Origin of the sequence: Acidovorax sp. 106 (genome assembly GCF_003663825.1) — a bacterium.
Classification (GTDB): Bacteria; Pseudomonadota; Gammaproteobacteria; order Burkholderiales; family Burkholderiaceae_C; genus Acidovorax.
The window spans coordinates 2,124,039-2,140,378 of the sequence record NZ_RCCC01000001.1; the positions used below are offsets into that span (position 1 = coordinate 2,124,039).

Sequence of the window (16,340 nt, forward strand, 5' to 3'; positions counted from 1 at the left end):
CTCACGTGGGGGCGCTGGCAGGGGTGGCCCACACCCCTTCGTTGCATGGGGCTCAGGCGTGGCCAGTGCGCGCCAGGTAGCGCTTGCGCCAGAAAAGCAAGACCAGTGCCAGCGCAATGGACGCCATGGCGCCCATGGCCCACCAGAAGCCGTCGGCTTTGTGGATGAGGGGGATGAACTCGAAGTTCATGCCAAAGATGCCTGCGATCAGGTTCAGCGGTAGGAACACGGCGGTGAGTGCCGTGAGGGTGCGCATGATGTCGTTGGTGCGGTTGCCTTGTACCGAAAAGTGCATCTGCACGGCGGTTTCGGTGCTTTGCTCGAGTCGGCGTACGTGGTGCACCACGCGCTCGATGTGTTCGAGCACGTCACGGCTGCGCACCTTGAGCAGGTCCAGCTCGCGCTGCCCTGTGGGCGAGTCGGGCTGGGCCCAGGTCTCCAGTGCATCGATCCAGTCTTGCACGGCGCTGCGCTGGTCTTCGCAGATTTCATCGAGCTGGTGCAGCGACAGGCGCGCATCCAGCAGCGAGCTCCAGTTGACATGCCGGGCCCGGGGCCTGAGCAGCTCGGTTTGCCAGTGGTCGAGCTGGCGCGTCAGCTCGCGGCGCAGGTCCAGGTAGCCGTCCACCATCAGGTTGACCACGCGCAGCATCAGGTCGGCGGGGCTGGCGGGCAGGCGCGAGCCGGGGATGGGGTTGGCGCGGCCTTCGCGCTGCTCTGCAGGGGCACCGGGCGCGGTGGCCAGCAGCTTGCTCGCATAGGCCTCGCGCACTGTGCAGTCGCTGGGGTGCACCGTGAGCAGCACGTGGTCAAACACCGCAAAGCCCACGGGGCTGGTGTCCAGGCGCCGCAGTACCAGCGGGCCGGTCGGCTTGCGGGGCGGTGTGGCTTGGCTGGCGCCTTCGGCATCGATGCTGGCGCTGGCCGTGGCCAGGCGGCGGAACACCAGCAGGTCGTACTGCGAGGTGTAGTCGTAGTGCGAGGGCAGCTGCGCGTTCAGCAGGTCCGACACATGCAAGTCCACCAGTTGCAGTCCCACCAGGGTTTGCAGGGCGCTCTGGATCTCCAGCAGGCGCGCCTGAAAGGCCGGGCGGGCCACGGCAATCCACAGAAAGCCCTGGGCAGGGGCCTGGGCTGGCAGCTCGGGCAGCTCAGTCACGCCGCTGCTGTGGATGTGGAAGATGCGCATGCGGGAGTGGTTGAGGGTAAAATGGCATGCAGCGCTTATTCAATAAGCGCTAGAAGCTATTATTTCGATAGCAATCGTGCTGCGTCGCGCGCAAAGTAGGTCAGCACGCCATCGGCGCCCGCGCGCTTGAAGGCCAGCAGGCTTTCCATCATCACGGCGTCGTGGTCGAGCCAGCCGTTTTGCGCGGCGGCTTTGATCATGGCGTACTCGCCGCTCACCTGGTAGGCGAAGGTGGGCACGCGGAACTCGTCCTTCACCCGGCGCACGATGTCCAGGTACGGCATGCCGGGTTTCACCATCACCATGTCTGCGCCTTCGGCAATGTCCAGCGCCACTTCGCGCAGGGCTTCGTCGCTGTTGCCGGGGTCCATCTGGTAGACATTCTTGTCGGCTTTGCCCAGGGCGCCGCGGGTGCCGACGGCGTCGCGGAAGGGGCCGTAGAAGGCGCTGGCGTACTTGGCGCTGTAGGCCATGATGCGGGTGTGGATGTGGCCTTGCACCTCCAGCGCCTCGCGGATGGCGCCAATGCGGCCGTCCATCATGTCGCTGGGGGCGACGATGTCCACGCCCGCCTCGGCATGCGTGAGGGCCTGGGCGGTGAGGATTTCGACCGTCTGGTCATTGATGATGTAGCCGGTGTCGTCCAGCACGCCGTCCTGGCCGTGGCTGGTGTAGGGGTCCAGCGCCACGTCGGTCATCACGCCCAGGTCTGGGAATTCTTTCTTCAGCGCCCGCACCACGCGCGGGATCAGGCCTTCGGGGTTGCGTGCTTCTTGCCCGTCAGGGGTTTTGAGCGACGGGTCAATCGCTGGGAACAGCGCCATCACCGGGATGCCCAGCTTCACGCAGTCTTCGGCCACGGGCAGCAACAGGTCCAGGCTCAGGCGGTCTACGCCGGGCATGGACGCCACGGTCTCGCGCTGCTGCGTGCCTTCGTGCACGAACACGGGGTAGATCAGGTCGTTGACCGACACCGCGTTTTCGCGCACCAGGCGGCGCGTGAAAGCGTCGCGGCGCAGGCGGCGGGGGCGGTTTTGCGGGAAGGGGGCGGAGGTCTGGAGGTGCATGGGGAAAATTGTGCCCTATCTCGGCAACGCCCTGGGGGCCTTGGCCTGTCACCACGCGGCCCCGAGGGCGGGGGGTGGGCGCCATAAATAACCCTACTGATTTATGCAACTAATTGCATATGCTTGTAACGGTTTGTCATTAATGATAAATTTGATCCCGGGCAGCCCTCTGCCTCCCGCTTTTTCCTCCCTGAGCGGGGCCTTCGATTGCTACGCGCAGTCAAGGCTTCTCAGCCCGGCCATGTGCCGGGCTTTTTTTTGCCCGCTGCGGTTGGCGGGTTAGTGTGGTTTCGGGGCGGGCCACTCTTCAGCGCACAGGCATCGTGTCCGCTGTGGGTGGCCTTTCAGGGGCTTTACCTCTGCTTTGGCGCAGGACGCTCGGTGTCGCGCTTAAACTGCGCCCATGCTCTGGGTAAAAGCCTTTCACATCGTGTTCGTGGCCAGCTGGTTTGCGGGCTTGTTCTATCTGCCGCGCATTTTTGTCAATTTGGCAATGGTGGCGCCCGGCTCGGCCGCCGAGCGTGATCGCCTCTTGTTGATGGCGCGCAAGCTTTTGCGCTTTACCACCCTGCTGGCGGTGCCCGCGTTGGCCCTGGGGCTGTGGCTGTGGCTGGGCTACGGCATCGGGCGGGGCCCCGGCAATGGCTGGATGCACGCCAAGTTGACGGTGGTGGCCTTGGTGATCGGCTACCACCACAGCTGCGCTGTGTTGCTGCGCAAGCTGGCCGATGGCAGCAGCCGCCGCAGCCATGTGTGGTTTCGCTGGTTCAACGAGGCGCCGGTGCTGCTGCTGCTGATCGCCGTGGTGCTGGTGGTGGTCAAGCCTTTCTGACGGGACGGGGCCGCCCACGTGCACAAGACCTCTGCCTGGCCTTTGGCGACCAGTTATGTCGCCTTGATCGTTTTTGCCAGCCTGTTTCCCTTCACCGGCTGGCGTGCCCAGGGGCTGGAGCCTTGGGTGTTCCTCATGGCGCCCTTGCCGCCGCCGTACTGGACGGGGTTTGACGTCACCTCCAACCTGATCGGTTACGCCCCGCTGGGCTTTTTGCTGGCACTGGCGCTGTTGCGCACCGGCTGGGCGTGGGGCGCGGTGTGGCTGGCCTTTGCTGCGGGCACCCTGCTGTCGTTGTCGATGGAGTTTTTGCAGATTTACCTACCTCGGCGCGTTCCCTCCAACCTGGATTTGGTGCTCAACGCGGTGGGGTCGTTGGTCGGTGCCTTGGTGGCGGCGGTGCTGGAGCGCCTGGGCGCCATTGACCGCTGGAGCCACTTCCGGGACCGCTGGTTTGTGCCCGATGCGCGCGGCGCGCTGGTGTTGCTGGCCCTGTGGCCTGCGGCGCTGCTTTTCCCGGCGGGCGTGCCTTTTGGCCTGGGTCAGGTGCTGGAGCGGCTGGAGGCTGCCGTGGAATTGGCGCTGGAGGACACCCCTTTCCTCGAATGGCTGCCCGCCCGCGAAGCCGTGCTGGAACCCCTGTCGCCCGGCGGCGAGGTGCTGTGCGTGATGCTGGGCCTGCTGGTGCCTTGCCTGCTGGGGTACTGCGTCATCCGCCATGTGGGGCGCCGGGCTGTGTTTGCCTTTGCCGCCCTGGCCGTTGGGGTGGTGGCGACGGCGCTGTCGGCCGCGCTGAGCTGGGGGCCGGTGCATGCCTGGGGCTGGCTGGACGAGCCAGTGCGCGTGGGTGTGTGGGCGGCTGCCGGGGTGGCCGTGTTGTTGCTGATGCTGCCGCGCCGCGCCGGTGCTGCCGTGCTACTGGTGGCGCTGGTATGGCACCTGGGGGTGCTCAACCAGGCGCCGACCAGCGTGTATTTTGCGCAAACTCTGCAGCAGTGGGAGCAGGGACGCTTCATCCGCTTTTATGGCCTGGGGCAATGGCTGGGCTGGCTCTGGCCTTACGTCACGCTGCTGTATGTGCTGGTGCGCGTCTCGCGCCGTGACACCCAAACCTAAAATACCGCCATGAGCGAACCCACCCCCACTTCCACACCCATCCCCACCTCGACCGCGCCTGGTTACTACCAGCGCCACATCTTCTTTTGCCTGAACGAGCGCACCAATGGCGAAGACAGCTGCGCGCACCACAACGCCCAGGCGGGGTTTGACCGCTGCAAGGCCCAGGTCAAGGCTGCAGGCCTGGCGGGCGCGGGCAAGGTGCGGGTGAACAAGGCGGGTTGCCTGGACCGCTGCGCCGCAGGCCCCGTGGCCGTGGTCTACCCCGAGGGCACTTGGTACACCTTTGTGGATACCAGCGACATCGATGAGATCGTGGAATCGCACCTCAAAAACGGGCAGGTGGTCGAGCGCTTGCTGGTGCCGCCCGAGCTGGGGCGTTGATCCCTGGTCTTTGCATGAAATTGCTGCCTAGCGCTTATTGAATAAGCGCTAGAAGCTATCAAATAAATAGCATAAAGTGAACTCTCAAACCGAACGCCTGCTGCTGCAAGGCGCTGCGGGTGCCATCGAGGTGGCCCGCGACGCTGCCAGCCTGCCCGACGGCGCAGCCCCGCGCGGCGTGGCCGTCATCGCCCACCCCCATCCGCTGTTTGGCGGCACCATGGACAACAAGGTGGTGCAGACCTTGGCCCGAGCCTTCGTCCAGTGCGGCTGGACGGCGGTGCGCTTCAACTTTCGCGGCGTGGGCGCCACCGAGGGGGCGCACGACGAAGGGCGCGGCGAGTTGCAAGACCTGCTGTCGGTGATCGAGCAAGTGGCGCCCGCAGGCGAGGGCGCGCAGCCCCTGGCGCTGGCGGGCTTCTCGTTTGGTGCGTTTGTCACCAGCCATGCCCTGGCTACGCTGTGGCCGCAGCGCACCATCGACCGTGCCGTGCTGGTGGGCACAGCGGCCAGCCGCTTCACGGTGGCGCCCGTGCCGCCCGACGCCCACCTGCGAACGCTGGTGGTGCACGGCGAGCACGACGACACCGTAGCCCTGTCGGCCGTGATGGACTGGGCCCGCCCGCAAATACTGCCCATCACCGTGGTGCCTGGAGGTGGGCATTTCTTTCACGGACAATTGCCGCTGCTCAAAAACCTGGTGGTTCGGCACCTGCAGTCGGCGGTGTAACAGAGGGTTCGCCTGCACGCCGCAGGTGGAACCTCTCACCCCCACGCGACTCAGCCTCCCATCACTCGTCACCTTCTGCCGCGTGCGGCCCGCAGCGCCGCCGCTGGGTTGGTGGTTCTGTCTTTTTTTCCATCGGCCGCTGGCCGCATCCCTGACCTTCCCATGAAACGAATCTTGCCCGCCCTGCGATCTCTGGCCTTGTTTGCCGCCGTTGCGCCCGCCGCATTTGGCGCCCTGGCGCAGCAGGCTCCCCAGCCCCCTGAAATTGCCGCGCGCACCTACTTGTTGGTGGACGTGACGGCCAACCAGGTGCTGGCCGCCAAGGACATCGACGCGCCCGTTGAGCAGGCATCGCTGACCAAGCTGATGACGGGCTACCTGGTGTTTGACGCCCTGCGCGCCAAGAAGATCACGCTCGACCAGAAGCTGCCAGTGAGCGTGCGCGCCTGGAAGATGCCCGGCTCGCGCATGTTCATCGACCCCAAGATGCAGGTGCCAGTGGAAGACCTCATCAAGGGCATGATCGTGCAGTCAGGCAACGATGCCACCATGGCCTTGGCCGAAGGTGTGGGTGGCACGGCCGAGAACTTCGTCAAGCTCATGAACGACCAGGCCCAGGCGCTCGGCATGAAGGGCACGAGCTACAAGAACCCCGAAGGCCTGACGGAGCCCGGCCACACCACCACGGCGCGCGACCTGAGCGTGCTGGCCATGCGCCTGATGAAGGACTTCCCGGAGTACATGCATTACTACTCCACCAAGCAGTACAGCTACCCTGGAACGCCTGCATCCAACGGCAGCAACCGCAACACCCTGCTGTTCCGCGACCCGACCGTGGACGGTCTGAAAACCGGTCACACTGCCGCCGCAGGCTACTGCCTGGTGGCCACCGCCAAGCGCGACTTCCCGAACGTGGGCCAGCGCCGCTTGCTGTCCATCGTGCTGGGCACCGCCAGCGAAAACGCCCGTGCCAACGAAAGCCAAAAGCTGCTGAACTGGGGCTACACCGCGTTTGACGCCGTCAAGCTCTTTGAGGCAAACGCCGCCGTGGCCACTCCCGAGGTCTGGAAGGGCAAGGAAAACCTGCTCAAGATCGGCCGCCCAGACGCCATCGTGGTCACCGTGCCCGCAGGCAGTGCGGGCAAGATCAAGACCGCCGTCTCTCGCCCAGACCCTCTGGTCGCGCCCTTCGCCAAAGGGCAAGCCGTGGGCTCCCTCAAGGTGGTGCTGGGTGAGCAAGCCTTGGCCGAAGTGCCTCTGGTGGCGCTGGAAGGTGTTGAGCAAGCGGGTATTTTGGGTCGCGCCTGGGACGCCATCCGGCTCTGGATCAAGTGATCTTGGGTATTTGCCTTGGCGATGCAGTGTGTGAGGTTGCTGTAAATTTAAGCAATGCTTGCCTCTCGCGCTGCAGCCTGATACATTAGAAGGCTTTTCGGAATTTCCGAAGGGATTCACGTTTTCGCTTTCACGAAGCAAATTCACGTTTAGGGACGTATTTCATGCCAACCATTAATCAACTGGTCCGTCAGGGGCGCGAGGTCGAAAAGACCAAGTCCAAGAGCCCTGCGATGGAAAACTCTCCACAGCGCCGTGGCGTGTGCACCCGTGTGTACACCACGACGCCTAAGAAGCCTAACTCCGCTCTGCGTAAGGTCGCCAAGGTGCGCCTGACCAACGGTTTTGAGGTCATCTCCTACATCGGCGGTGAAGGCCACAACCTGCAAGAACACAGCGTTGTGCTGGTTCGCGGCGGTCGTGTCAAGGACTTGCCTGGTGTGCGTTACCACATCGTGCGCGGTTCGCTCGACTTGCAAGGCGTGAAAGACCGCAAGCAGTCGCGCTCCAAGTACGGCGCCAAGAAGCCAAAGGCCAAGTAAGCCCTGGTCCTTCTGGTCTGAAGAATTTTCGGTGCTGTTTTTCCGCGTGGCGCGGAAGGTGCAGCGTAGTGACCCCAAACGCAGGTGTTCTGCGCGGGTCGAGTAAGTGGGAGTTTCAATGACTCTCGCGGTGTCTGAAAAGACGCCAACTGAAGCAAAGATAGAGGTGAAAAATGCCACGTCGTCGCGAAGTCCCCAAACGTGAAATCCTGCCGGATCCTAAGTTCGGCAATGTAGAGCTGTCCAAATTCATGAACGTGATCATGGAAGGCGGCAAAAAAGCGGTTGCAGAGCGCATCATTTACGGTGCCCTGGAGCTGATCGAGAAGAAGCACCCCGATAAGGACCCTCTGGAAGCGTTCACTGTTGCCATCAACAACGTGAAGCCCATGGTGGAAGTGAAGTCCCGCCGCGTGGGTGGTGCCAACTACCAAGTGCCTGTGGAAGTGCGCCCTGTCCGTCGCCTGGCCCTGTCCATGCGCTGGATCAAGGAAGCCGCCCGCAAGCGCGGTGAAAAGTCGATGGCCCAACGCCTGGCCAACGAGCTGCTCGAGGCCACCGAAGGCCGTGGCGGCGCCATGAAGAAGCGTGACGAAGTGCACCGTATGGCCGAAGCCAACAAGGCATTCAGCCACTTCCGCTTCTAAATCGACGAGTCGCTTCGTCGTCAAGCGCAAGGCTGCCGGCATTTTTGCCTGCAGCCTTGTGGCGATTGAGGCGGTCACAAAATTGACGGGATGCAGCGCCACAATGGCTGCCCTGTCCCCCGAATAACACGACCCATCCAAGGATCCACCATGGCTCGCAAGACTCCCATCGAGCGCTACCGCAATATCGGTATCTCGGCCCACATTGACGCTGGCAAGACCACGACCACCGAACGTATCCTGTTCTACACAGGCGTGAGCCACAAGATTGGTGAAGTGCACGATGGCGCTGCCACCATGGACTGGATGGAGCAGGAACAAGAGCGCGGCATCACGATCACGTCCGCTGCCACGACCTGCTTCTGGAAGGGCATGGACAACTCTTACGAAGAGCACCGCTTCAACATCATCGACACCCCCGGCCACGTGGACTTCACGATTGAAGTGGAACGTTCCATGCGCGTGCTGGACGGCGCTTGCATGGTGTACTGCGCCGTGGGTGGCGTGCAGCCCCAGTCGGAAACCGTCTGGCGCCAGGCCAACAAGTACAAGGTGCCTCGTCTGGCCTTTGTGAACAAGATGGACCGTACCGGTGCCAACTTCTTCAAGGTCTACGAGCAGATGAAGTTGCGCCTGAAGGCCAACCCCGTGCCCGTCGTGATCCCAATTGGCGCTGAAGATAAGTTCACTGGCGTGGTCGATCTGCTGAAGATGAAGGCTATCCTGTGGGACGAAGCGTCGCAGGGTATGAAGTTCACCTACGAAGAAATTCCTGCTGACTTGGTGGAATCCGCCAAGGAATGGCGCGAAAAGATGGTGGAAGCTGCTGCGGAAGCCTCTGAAGAGCTGATGAACAAGTACCTGGAAGAAGGTGACTTGAGCGAAGCTGAAATCAAGTTGGGTCTGCGCACTCGCACGATTGCTACTGAAATTCACCCCATGCTCTGCGGCACTGCCTTCAAGAACAAGGGTGTGCAGCGCATGCTGGATGCCGTGATCGACTATCTGCCAGCGCCGACGGACATTCCAGACGTGACAGGCACCGACGAAGATGAAAAGCCGGTGACTCGCAAGGCGGACGACAACGAGAAGTTCTCCGCTTTGGCCTTCAAGCTGATGACTGACCCATTTGTGGGCCAGTTGACCTTCGTGCGCGTGTATTCGGGTGTGCTCTCCAAGGGTGACACCGTCTACAACTCGATCAAGGGCAAGAAAGAGCGTATTGGCCGTATCGTGCAAATGCACGCGAACGAACGCCAGGAAGTCGAAGAAATTCGCGCTGGTGACATCGCTGCATGCGTGGGCTTGAAGGACGTGACCACAGGTGAGACGCTGAGTGACATCGACTCGCCGCTGATTCTGGAGCGCATGGTGTTCCCTGAGCCCGTGATCACGCAGGCTGTGGAACCCAAGACCAAGGCTGACCAGGAAAAGATGGGTATCGCTCTGCAGCGTCTGGCTGCTGAGGATCCATCCTTCCGCGTGAAGACCGACGAAGAATCCGGTCAGACCCTGATTGCCGGGATGGGCGAGCTCCATCTGGAAATCATCGTGGACCGCATGAAGCGTGAATTCGGCGTGGAAGCTAACGTGGGCAAGCCCCAAGTGGCTTACCGCGAAACCATTCGCAAGACGGTGGAAGAAGCCGAAGGCAAGTTCGTGCGTCAGTCCGGCGGTAAGGGCCAGTACGGCCACGTCGTGCTCAAGATTGAGCCTAACGAAGCCGGCAAGGGCAACGAATTCGTGGACGCCATCAAGGGCGGTGTGGTTCCTCGCGAATTCATTCCTGCGGTGGAAAAAGGCTTCAACGAAGCTGTTACGCAAGGCGTGTTGGCTGGTTATCCCGTGGTGGACGTCAAGGTCACGCTGCACTTCGGTTCGTACCACGATGTGGACTCGAACGAACTCGCGTTCAAGATGGCTGCTATCTTCGGTTTCAAGGAAGGTTGCCGCAAGGCCAACCCCGTGATTCTGGAGCCCATGATGGCAGTGGAAGTGGAAACGCCTGAAGACTACGCCGGTACCGTGATGGGTGACTTGTCTTCCCGCCGTGGCATGGTCCAGGGCATGGACGACATCCCAGGCGGTGGCAAGGCCATTCGCGCTGAAGTGCCGCTGTCGGAAATGTTCGGCTACTCGACCTCGCTGCGTTCCGCTACGCAAGGTCGCGCTACGTACTCGATGGAGTTCAAGCACTACAGCGAAGCGCCTCGCAATGTGTCTGAAGCCATCATGGCTTCGCGCGCCAAGTAAGTTTCTTGGCCCGGGTTTCGGCCCGGGCTTTGTTTTGTCTGCGATCCGGTGCCGTCCTGTTCCCTGTGCGGGGCGAATCAGCAATCGAATGCAGACGTTAAACCACTACACAGGTATTGCTCTTTGGAGATTGCAAAATGGCAAAAGGTAAGTTTGAACGCACCAAGCCCCACGTCAACGTGGGCACCATCGGTCACGTGGACCATGGCAAGACAACCCTGACGGCTGCTATCGCCACCGTGCTGTCTGCCAAGTTTGGCGGCGAAGCCAAGGCATACGACCAGATCGATGCAGCGCCTGAAGAAAAGGCCCGCGGTATCACGATCAACACCGCCCACGTTGAATACGAAACAGCCAACCGCCACTACGCTCACGTGGACTGCCCTGGCCACGCTGACTATGTGAAGAACATGATCACCGGCGCTGCCCAGATGGACGGTGCGATTTTGGTGTGCTCCGCTGCTGACGGCCCAATGCCCCAGACCCGCGAACACATCCTGCTGGCCCGCCAAGTGGGCGTGCCTTACATCATCGTGTTCCTGAACAAGTGCGACATGGTGGATGACGAAGAGCTGCTGGAACTCGTCGAAATGGAAGTCCGCGAACTGCTGGACAAGTACAGCTTCCCTGGCGACGACACCCCGATCGTTCGTGGTTCCGCCAAGCTCGCCCTGGAAGGCGACAAGGGTGCCCTGGGTGAAGAAGCCATCATGAAGCTGGCCGAAGCACTGGACACCTACATCCCCACGCCTGAGCGCGCTGTGGACGGTGCCTTCCTGATGCCTGTGGAAGACGTGTTCTCCATCTCTGGCCGCGGCACTGTCGTGACCGGTCGTATCGAGCGCGGTGTTGTCAAGGTCGGCGAAGAAATCGAAATCGTCGGTATCAAAGACACCGTCAAGACCACCTGCACCGGCGTGGAAATGTTCCGCAAGTTGCTGGACCAAGGTCAAGCTGGCGACAACGTTGGCCTGCTGCTGCGCGGCACCAAGCGTGAAGACGTCGAGCGTGGCCAAGTGCTGTGCAAGCCCGGCTCGATCAAGCCACACACCCACTTCACTGCCGAAGTGTATGTGCTGAGCAAGGACGAAGGCGGCCGTCACACGCCCTTCTTCAACAACTACCGTCCTCAGTTCTACTTCCGTACGACTGACGTGACTGGCGCCATCGAGCTGCCAGCCGACAAGGAAATGGTCATGCCTGGCGACAACGTGTCGATCACTGTGAAGCTGATCAACCCCATCGCTATGGAAGAAGGCCTGCGCTTTGCTATCCGTGAGGGTGGCCGCACTGTGGGCGCCGGCGTGGTTGCCAAGATCATTGCTTAATTTTTAAGCAAAAGGAACTTGCCATGTCCAAGCAAAAAATCCGCATCCGCCTGAAGGCGTTCGATTACAAGTTGATCGACCAGTCTGCCGCTGAGATCGTTGACACAGCCAAGCGCACTGGTGCGATTGTCAAGGGCCCCGTGCCACTGCCAACCCGCATGAAGCGTTTTGACATCCTGCGGTCGCCGCACGTCAACAAGACCAGCCGTGACCAGCTTGAAATCCGTACGCACCAACGCCTGATGGACATCGTTGATCCAACAGACAAGACGGTGGACGCGCTGATGAAGCTCGACCTGCCTGCTGGCGTGGACGTCGAAATCAAGCTGCAGTAATCCCCTGAGGGCGGGCTCGCCAGGGCCTGCCCGATGGTCTATAACGCGGACTTGCTTGAAAAAGCAGTCCGCGTTATACTTTAGGGCTTCGCTTTCTTTGCACATGCAGAGGGGTGAGGTTTTATTAACCTTCTTTCACGCGCTGGCGCGCAAACGCTGAGGCCAATTGAAGTCACAGCGGTGAGAGTTTTGGAGAAACAAATGAGTCTGAGCAACTCCCTGGGGTTGCTGGGTCGCAAGGTGGGCATGATGCGTCTGTTCACTGATGATGGGGACGCAGTGCCTGTCACAGTGGTTGATGTTTCTAACAACCGTGTTACCCAGATCAAAACCCAAGAGAACGATGGCTACGTGGCCCTGCAGGTCACGTTCGGTTCGCGCAAAGCATCGCGTGTGACCAAGCCAGAAGCCGGTCACCTTGCCAAGGCAGGTGTGGAAGCCGGTGAAATCATCCAAGAATTCCGCGTGACGGCTGACACCGCTGCCCAGTACCAAGCTGGCGCATCTGTGGCTGTAACGTCCGTGTTTTCCGTGGGTCAAAAGGTCGACGTGCAAGGTACTTCGATTGGTAAAGGCTACGCCGGTACCATCAAGCGCCACAACATGGCTTCGCAACGTGCTTCGCACGGTAACAGCCGTTCGCACAACGTGCCCGGCTCGATCGGTATGGCACAAGACCCAGGTCGTGTGTTTCCCGGCAAGCGCATGACTGGCCACCTGGGCGACGTCACCAAGACCACGCAAAACCTCGATGTCATTCGCATCGATGAAGCGCGTCAACTGCTCTTGATCAAGGGCGCTATTCCGGGCTCCAAGGGTGGGTTCGTGACAGTGCGTCCCGCCGTCAAGGCCAAAGCCTCCAAAGGAGCGAACTAATGCAGCTCGAACTCCTGAATGACCAAGGCCAAGGCGCATCCAAGCTGGATGTTCCCGAAACCGTGTTCGGTCGTGAATACAACGAAGATCTGGTTCACCAGATCGTGGTTGCCTACCAAGCCAACGCCCGTCAAGGCACTCGCGCTCAAAAAGACCGCGAACAAGTTCGTCACTCGACCAAGAAGCCTTTCAAGCAAAAGGGTACGGGTAACGCACGTGCTGGTATGACTTCCTCGCCTCTGTGGCGTGGGGGTGGTCGGATTTTCCCGAACATGCCTGACGAAAACTTCACACAGAAGATCAACAAGAAGATGTACCGCGCTGGCATGTCTGCGATTTTGTCGCAGCTCGCTCGCGAAGGCCGTCTGGCTGTGGTCGACTCGCTGAAGCTGGACTCGCCCAAGACCAAGGTTCTGGCCGACAAGTTCAAGGCGATGAACCTGCAATCGGTGATGGTGATTGCCGATGAAGTGGACGAAAACCTGTACCTGGCCTCGCGCAATCTGGTGAACGTGCTCGTTGTTGAGCCACGTTATGCCGATCCCGTGTCGCTGGTGCGTTTCAAGAAAGTGCTCGTCACCAAGGGCGCTATCGACAAACTCAAGGAGATGTTCGCATGAGCACACTCAAGTTTGACGAAGGTCGTCTGATGCAAGTGCTGGTCGCTCCCATCGTGTCCGAAAAGGCCACCATGGTTGCTGAAAAGTCCAATGCTGTGACGTTCAAGGTGCTGCAAAACGCTTCCAAGCCAGAAATCAAGGCCGCTGTGGAATTGATGTTCAAGGTTGAGGTCAAGGGCGTTTCCGTGGTGAACACCAAAGGCAAGACCAAGCGTTTTGGCAAGACTGTGGGCCGCCGCGACAACGTTCGCAAGGCATACGTCACGCTGCAACCAGGTCAAGAGCTGAACCTCTCTGGGGAGGCTGCGTAATCATGGCCGTCATTAAAATGAAACCTACTTCACCCGGCCAACGCGCTGTGGTGAAGGTTACCCGTGACCACCTGTACAAGGGTGAAGCTTACGCCCCCCTGCTGGAGCCACAATTCCAGAAGGCTGGCCGTAACAACAACGGTCACATCACGACTCGCCACAAGGGCGGTGGTCACAAGCACCACTACCGCGTCGTGGACTTCAAGCGCAACAAGGACGGCATTGCCGCAAAGGTTGAGCGCATTGAATACGATCCAAACCGTACGGCCCACATCGCTCTGGTGTGCTATGCCGACGGCGAGCGTCGTTACATCATTGCTCCCCGTGGTCTTGAAGTTGGCGCAACCCTGCACTCCGGTTCGGAAGCCCCGATCCGCGCAGGCAACACGCTGCCTATCCGCAACATCCCCGTGGGTTCGACCATCCACTGCATCGAGCTCAAGCCCGGTGCCGGTGCTCAAATCGCTCGCTCGGCAGGTGCTTCGGCAACGCTGCTGGCCCGTGAAGGCATCTACGCCCAAGTGCGTATGCGTTCCGGCGAAGTGCGCAAGATCCACATCGAATGCCGCGCCACCATTGGTGAAGTGGCTAACGAAGAGCACAGCCTGCGCCAATTGGGCAAGGCCGGTGTGAAGCGTTGGATGGGTATTCGTCCTACGGTTCGTGGCGTGGCCATGAACCCTGTGGATCACCCTCACGGTGGTGGCGAAGGCCGCACCGGCGAAGGCCGTCATGCAGTCGATCCTTGGGGCAATCTGACCAAGGGTTATCGCACCCGTAACAACAAGCGCACACAAGTCATGATTGTGTCGCGTCGCAAGAAGTAAGGGGTAACAGATGACTCGCTCTCTCAAAAAGGGTCCATTTGTTGACCATCACTTGCTGGCCAAGGTTGAAAAAGCCGTTGCCACCAAGGATAAGAAGCCAGTGAAGACTTGGTCGCGTCGCTCCATGGTTCTGCCCGAGTTCATCGGTCTGACCATTGCCGTGCACAACGGTAAGCAGCACGTGCCTGTCTACGTCACCGACCAGATGGTGGGCCACAAGCTGGGCGAATTCGCCCTGACGCGCACCTTCAAGGGTCACCCCGCGGACAAAAAAGTCCAGAAGAAGTAAGGAACGACCATGTCTGAAACACGTGCAGTCCTCCGGGGCGTCCGTCTGTCGGTCGATAAAGGCCGTCTGGTTGCGGACCTGATCCGCGGCAAGAAGGTGGACCAGGCTCTGAACATCCTGACATTCACGCAGAAAAAAGCTGCTGGCATCGTCAAGAAGGTTCTGGAATCGGCAATTGCCAATGCAGAACACAACGATGGCGCTGACATCGACGAACTGAAGGTCAAGACCATCTACGTCGAACAAGGCACCACGCTCAAGCGCTTCACCGCGCGCGCCAAAGGCCGCGGCAACCGCATCAGCAAGCCCACGTGCCATGTGTACGTGACGGTTGGTAACTGAGGCCAAGGAAGACTATGGGACAAAAAATCCATCCTACTGGCTTCCGCCTTGCGGTCAGCCGCAACTGGTCCAGCCGCTGGTACGCGAGCAACCGTGACTTCGCCGGCATGCTGGCCGAAGACATCAAGGTTCGCGAATACCTGAAGGCCAAGCTGAAGAACGCCGCCGTTTCGCGCATCCTGATCGAGCGTCCTGCCAAGAACGCACGCATCACCATTTACTCGGCTCGTCCTGGTGTGGTGATCGGCAAGAAGGGCGAAGACATTGAGAACCTGAAGAAGGAACTCGCGATCCGTCTGGGCGTGCCTGTCGCAGTGAACATCGAAGAAGTGCGCAAGCCTGAAATCGATGCCAAGCTGATCGCAGACAGCATCACGCAACAGCTCGAAAAGCGGATCATGTTCCGTCGTGCCATGAAGCGCGCCATGCAAAACGCCATGCGTCTGGGTGCCCAAGGCATCAAGATCATGTCGTCTGGCCGTCTGAACGGTATCGAAATCGCCCGTACCGAGTGGTACCGCGAAGGCCGTGTGCCACTGCACACCCTGCGCGCTGATATCGACTACGGCACTTCTGAAGCCAAGACCACCTACGGTGTGATCGGCGTCAAGGTCTGGGTCTACAAGGGTGACACACTGGGTCGCAACGATCTGCCAGCCGTGGAAACTCCACGTCCGGAAGAAGAGCGTCGCCCACGTGGCCCACGCCGTGATGGCCGCCCAGGTGGCGACCGTGCCGGTGCAGGTCGCGGTCCTCGCCGTCCCGTGGGCGCCAATGTGGCCCCTGCTGATGGCAGCGACAAGCCCGCCGGTGCCGGTGGCGCTGATGCAACCGCCGTTAAGCGCGTTCGTAAAGCTGACGCGCCCGCTACAGCAGCGGACGGCAAAGGAGAATAAAGATGCTGCAACCTGCTCGCCGCAAATACCGCAAGGAGCAAAAAGGCCGTAACACTGGTGTCGCAACTCGGGGTGCCTCCGTTGCGTTCGGTGATTTCGGTCTGAAGTGCACCGATCGTGGCCGTCTGACGGCCCGCCAGATCGAAGCTGCACGCCGTGCGATTTCTCGTCACGTCAAGCGTGGCGGCCGTATCTGGATCCGCGTGTTCCCGGACAAGCCAATCTCTACCAAGCCCGCAGAAGTGCGTATGGGTAACGGTAAGGGCAACCCCGAGTACTACGTGGCCGAAATCCAGCCCGGTAAGATCGTGTTCGAAATCGTCGGTGTGCCTGAAGAACTGGCCCGCGAAGCGTTCCGCCTGGCTGCCGCCAAGCTGCCGCTGCGCACCACGTTCGTCAGCCGTCACATTGGTTCGTAATT

The 16,340-nt window shown here is 60.8% G+C and carries 20 protein-coding genes; 18 read left to right on the forward strand and 2 right to left on the reverse strand.

The features are described 5' to 3' along the window. Window positions 1-52: 52 nt before the first annotated feature. Entirely contained in the window at window positions 53-1,189 is a 1,137-nt protein-coding gene (locus tag C8C98_RS09405; protein WP_121454062.1) for a magnesium transporter CorA family protein, read from the reverse strand. A 59-nt stretch (window positions 1,190-1,248) separates the two neighbouring features. Further along, a complete protein-coding gene (gene hemB, locus C8C98_RS09410; protein ID WP_121454063.1) occupies window positions 1,249-2,256 on the reverse strand; it encodes a porphobilinogen synthase in 1,008 nt (335 codons plus the stop codon). Between the two features lie 403 nt (window positions 2,257-2,659). Between hemB and C8C98_RS09415 the strand changes: the two genes are divergently transcribed. From C8C98_RS09415 to rplP, 18 genes are all read left to right on the forward strand, one after another. Continuing rightward, the gene (locus C8C98_RS09415; RefSeq protein WP_121454064.1) at window positions 2,660-3,088 is read left to right on the forward strand and encodes a CopD family protein; all 429 of its coding nucleotides are present in this window, start codon (window positions 2,660-2,662) and stop codon (window positions 3,086-3,088) included. 18 nt (window positions 3,089-3,106) lie between these two features. After that, the gene (locus C8C98_RS09420; RefSeq protein ID WP_121454065.1) at window positions 3,107-4,204 is read left to right on the forward strand and encodes a VanZ family protein; all 1,098 of its coding nucleotides are present in this window, start codon (window positions 3,107-3,109) and stop codon (window positions 4,202-4,204) included. 9 nt (window positions 4,205-4,213) lie between these two features. After that, on the forward strand, window positions 4,214-4,588 hold the full coding sequence (locus tag C8C98_RS09425; protein WP_121454066.1) for a ferredoxin: 375 nt from the start codon (window positions 4,214-4,216) through the stop codon (window positions 4,586-4,588). A 76-nt stretch (window positions 4,589-4,664) separates the two neighbouring features. Next, entirely contained in the window at window positions 4,665-5,318 is a 654-nt protein-coding gene (locus tag C8C98_RS09430) for an alpha/beta hydrolase (RefSeq protein WP_121454067.1), read from the forward strand. A 162-nt stretch (window positions 5,319-5,480) separates the two neighbouring features. Then, a complete protein-coding gene (locus tag C8C98_RS09435; protein ID WP_121454068.1) occupies window positions 5,481-6,653 on the forward strand; it encodes a D-alanyl-D-alanine carboxypeptidase family protein in 1,173 nt (390 codons plus the stop codon). Window positions 6,654-6,817: 164 nt separating this feature from the next. Then, the gene (rpsL, locus tag C8C98_RS09440; RefSeq protein WP_008905797.1) at window positions 6,818-7,195 is read left to right on the forward strand and encodes a 30S ribosomal protein S12; all 378 of its coding nucleotides are present in this window, start codon (window positions 6,818-6,820) and stop codon (window positions 7,193-7,195) included. 173 nt (window positions 7,196-7,368) lie between these two features. Next, the gene (gene rpsG, locus C8C98_RS09445; protein ID WP_005798541.1) at window positions 7,369-7,842 is read left to right on the forward strand and encodes a 30S ribosomal protein S7; all 474 of its coding nucleotides are present in this window, start codon (window positions 7,369-7,371) and stop codon (window positions 7,840-7,842) included. Between the two features lie 150 nt (window positions 7,843-7,992). Further along, window positions 7,993-10,095, forward strand: coding sequence for an elongation factor G (gene fusA, locus C8C98_RS09450; protein ID WP_121454069.1), 2,103 nt, complete (start codon window positions 7,993-7,995; stop codon window positions 10,093-10,095). Between the two features lie 137 nt (window positions 10,096-10,232). Next, window positions 10,233-11,423 (forward strand): elongation factor Tu, encoded by a 1,191-nt coding sequence (gene tuf / locus C8C98_RS09455; protein ID WP_121454070.1) that lies wholly within the window; start codon window positions 10,233-10,235, stop codon window positions 11,421-11,423. A 23-nt stretch (window positions 11,424-11,446) separates the two neighbouring features. Beyond that, complete coding sequence (rpsJ, locus tag C8C98_RS09460) at window positions 11,447-11,758, forward strand: 30S ribosomal protein S10 (RefSeq protein WP_005796953.1); 312 nt, start codon at window positions 11,447-11,449, stop codon at window positions 11,756-11,758. Window positions 11,759-11,959: 201 nt separating this feature from the next. Beyond that, a complete protein-coding gene (gene rplC / locus C8C98_RS09465; RefSeq protein WP_099657584.1) occupies window positions 11,960-12,634 on the forward strand; it encodes a 50S ribosomal protein L3 in 675 nt (224 codons plus the stop codon). Beyond that, a complete protein-coding gene (rplD, locus tag C8C98_RS09470; protein WP_008906425.1) occupies window positions 12,634-13,254 on the forward strand; it encodes a 50S ribosomal protein L4 in 621 nt (206 codons plus the stop codon). Before rplC ends, rplD begins: the two co-directional genes overlap by 1 nt. Then, on the forward strand, window positions 13,251-13,565 hold the full coding sequence (gene rplW, locus C8C98_RS09475; RefSeq protein ID WP_099657585.1) for a 50S ribosomal protein L23: 315 nt from the start codon (window positions 13,251-13,253) through the stop codon (window positions 13,563-13,565). The genes rplD and rplW overlap by 4 nt, the downstream gene beginning before the upstream one ends. Before the next feature lie 2 nt (window positions 13,566-13,567). Next, window positions 13,568-14,392 carry a 50S ribosomal protein L2 gene (gene rplB / locus C8C98_RS09480; RefSeq protein ID WP_044397443.1) on the forward strand — a complete coding sequence of 275 codons (825 nt, stop codon included), beginning with the start codon at window positions 13,568-13,570 and terminating at the stop codon, window positions 14,390-14,392. Between the two features lie 10 nt (window positions 14,393-14,402). Then, on the forward strand, window positions 14,403-14,681 hold the full coding sequence (rpsS, locus tag C8C98_RS09485; RefSeq protein WP_005796963.1) for a 30S ribosomal protein S19: 279 nt from the start codon (window positions 14,403-14,405) through the stop codon (window positions 14,679-14,681). 9 nt (window positions 14,682-14,690) lie between these two features. Then, the gene (rplV, locus tag C8C98_RS09490) at window positions 14,691-15,023 is read left to right on the forward strand and encodes a 50S ribosomal protein L22 (RefSeq protein ID WP_005796970.1); all 333 of its coding nucleotides are present in this window, start codon (window positions 14,691-14,693) and stop codon (window positions 15,021-15,023) included. 14 nt (window positions 15,024-15,037) lie between these two features. Then, window positions 15,038-15,919, forward strand: coding sequence for a 30S ribosomal protein S3 (gene rpsC / locus C8C98_RS09495; protein ID WP_121454071.1), 882 nt, complete (start codon window positions 15,038-15,040; stop codon window positions 15,917-15,919). 2 nt (window positions 15,920-15,921) lie between these two features. After that, entirely contained in the window at window positions 15,922-16,338 is a 417-nt protein-coding gene (gene rplP, locus C8C98_RS09500; protein WP_007847799.1) for a 50S ribosomal protein L16, read from the forward strand. Window positions 16,339-16,340: the final 2 nt, after the last annotated feature.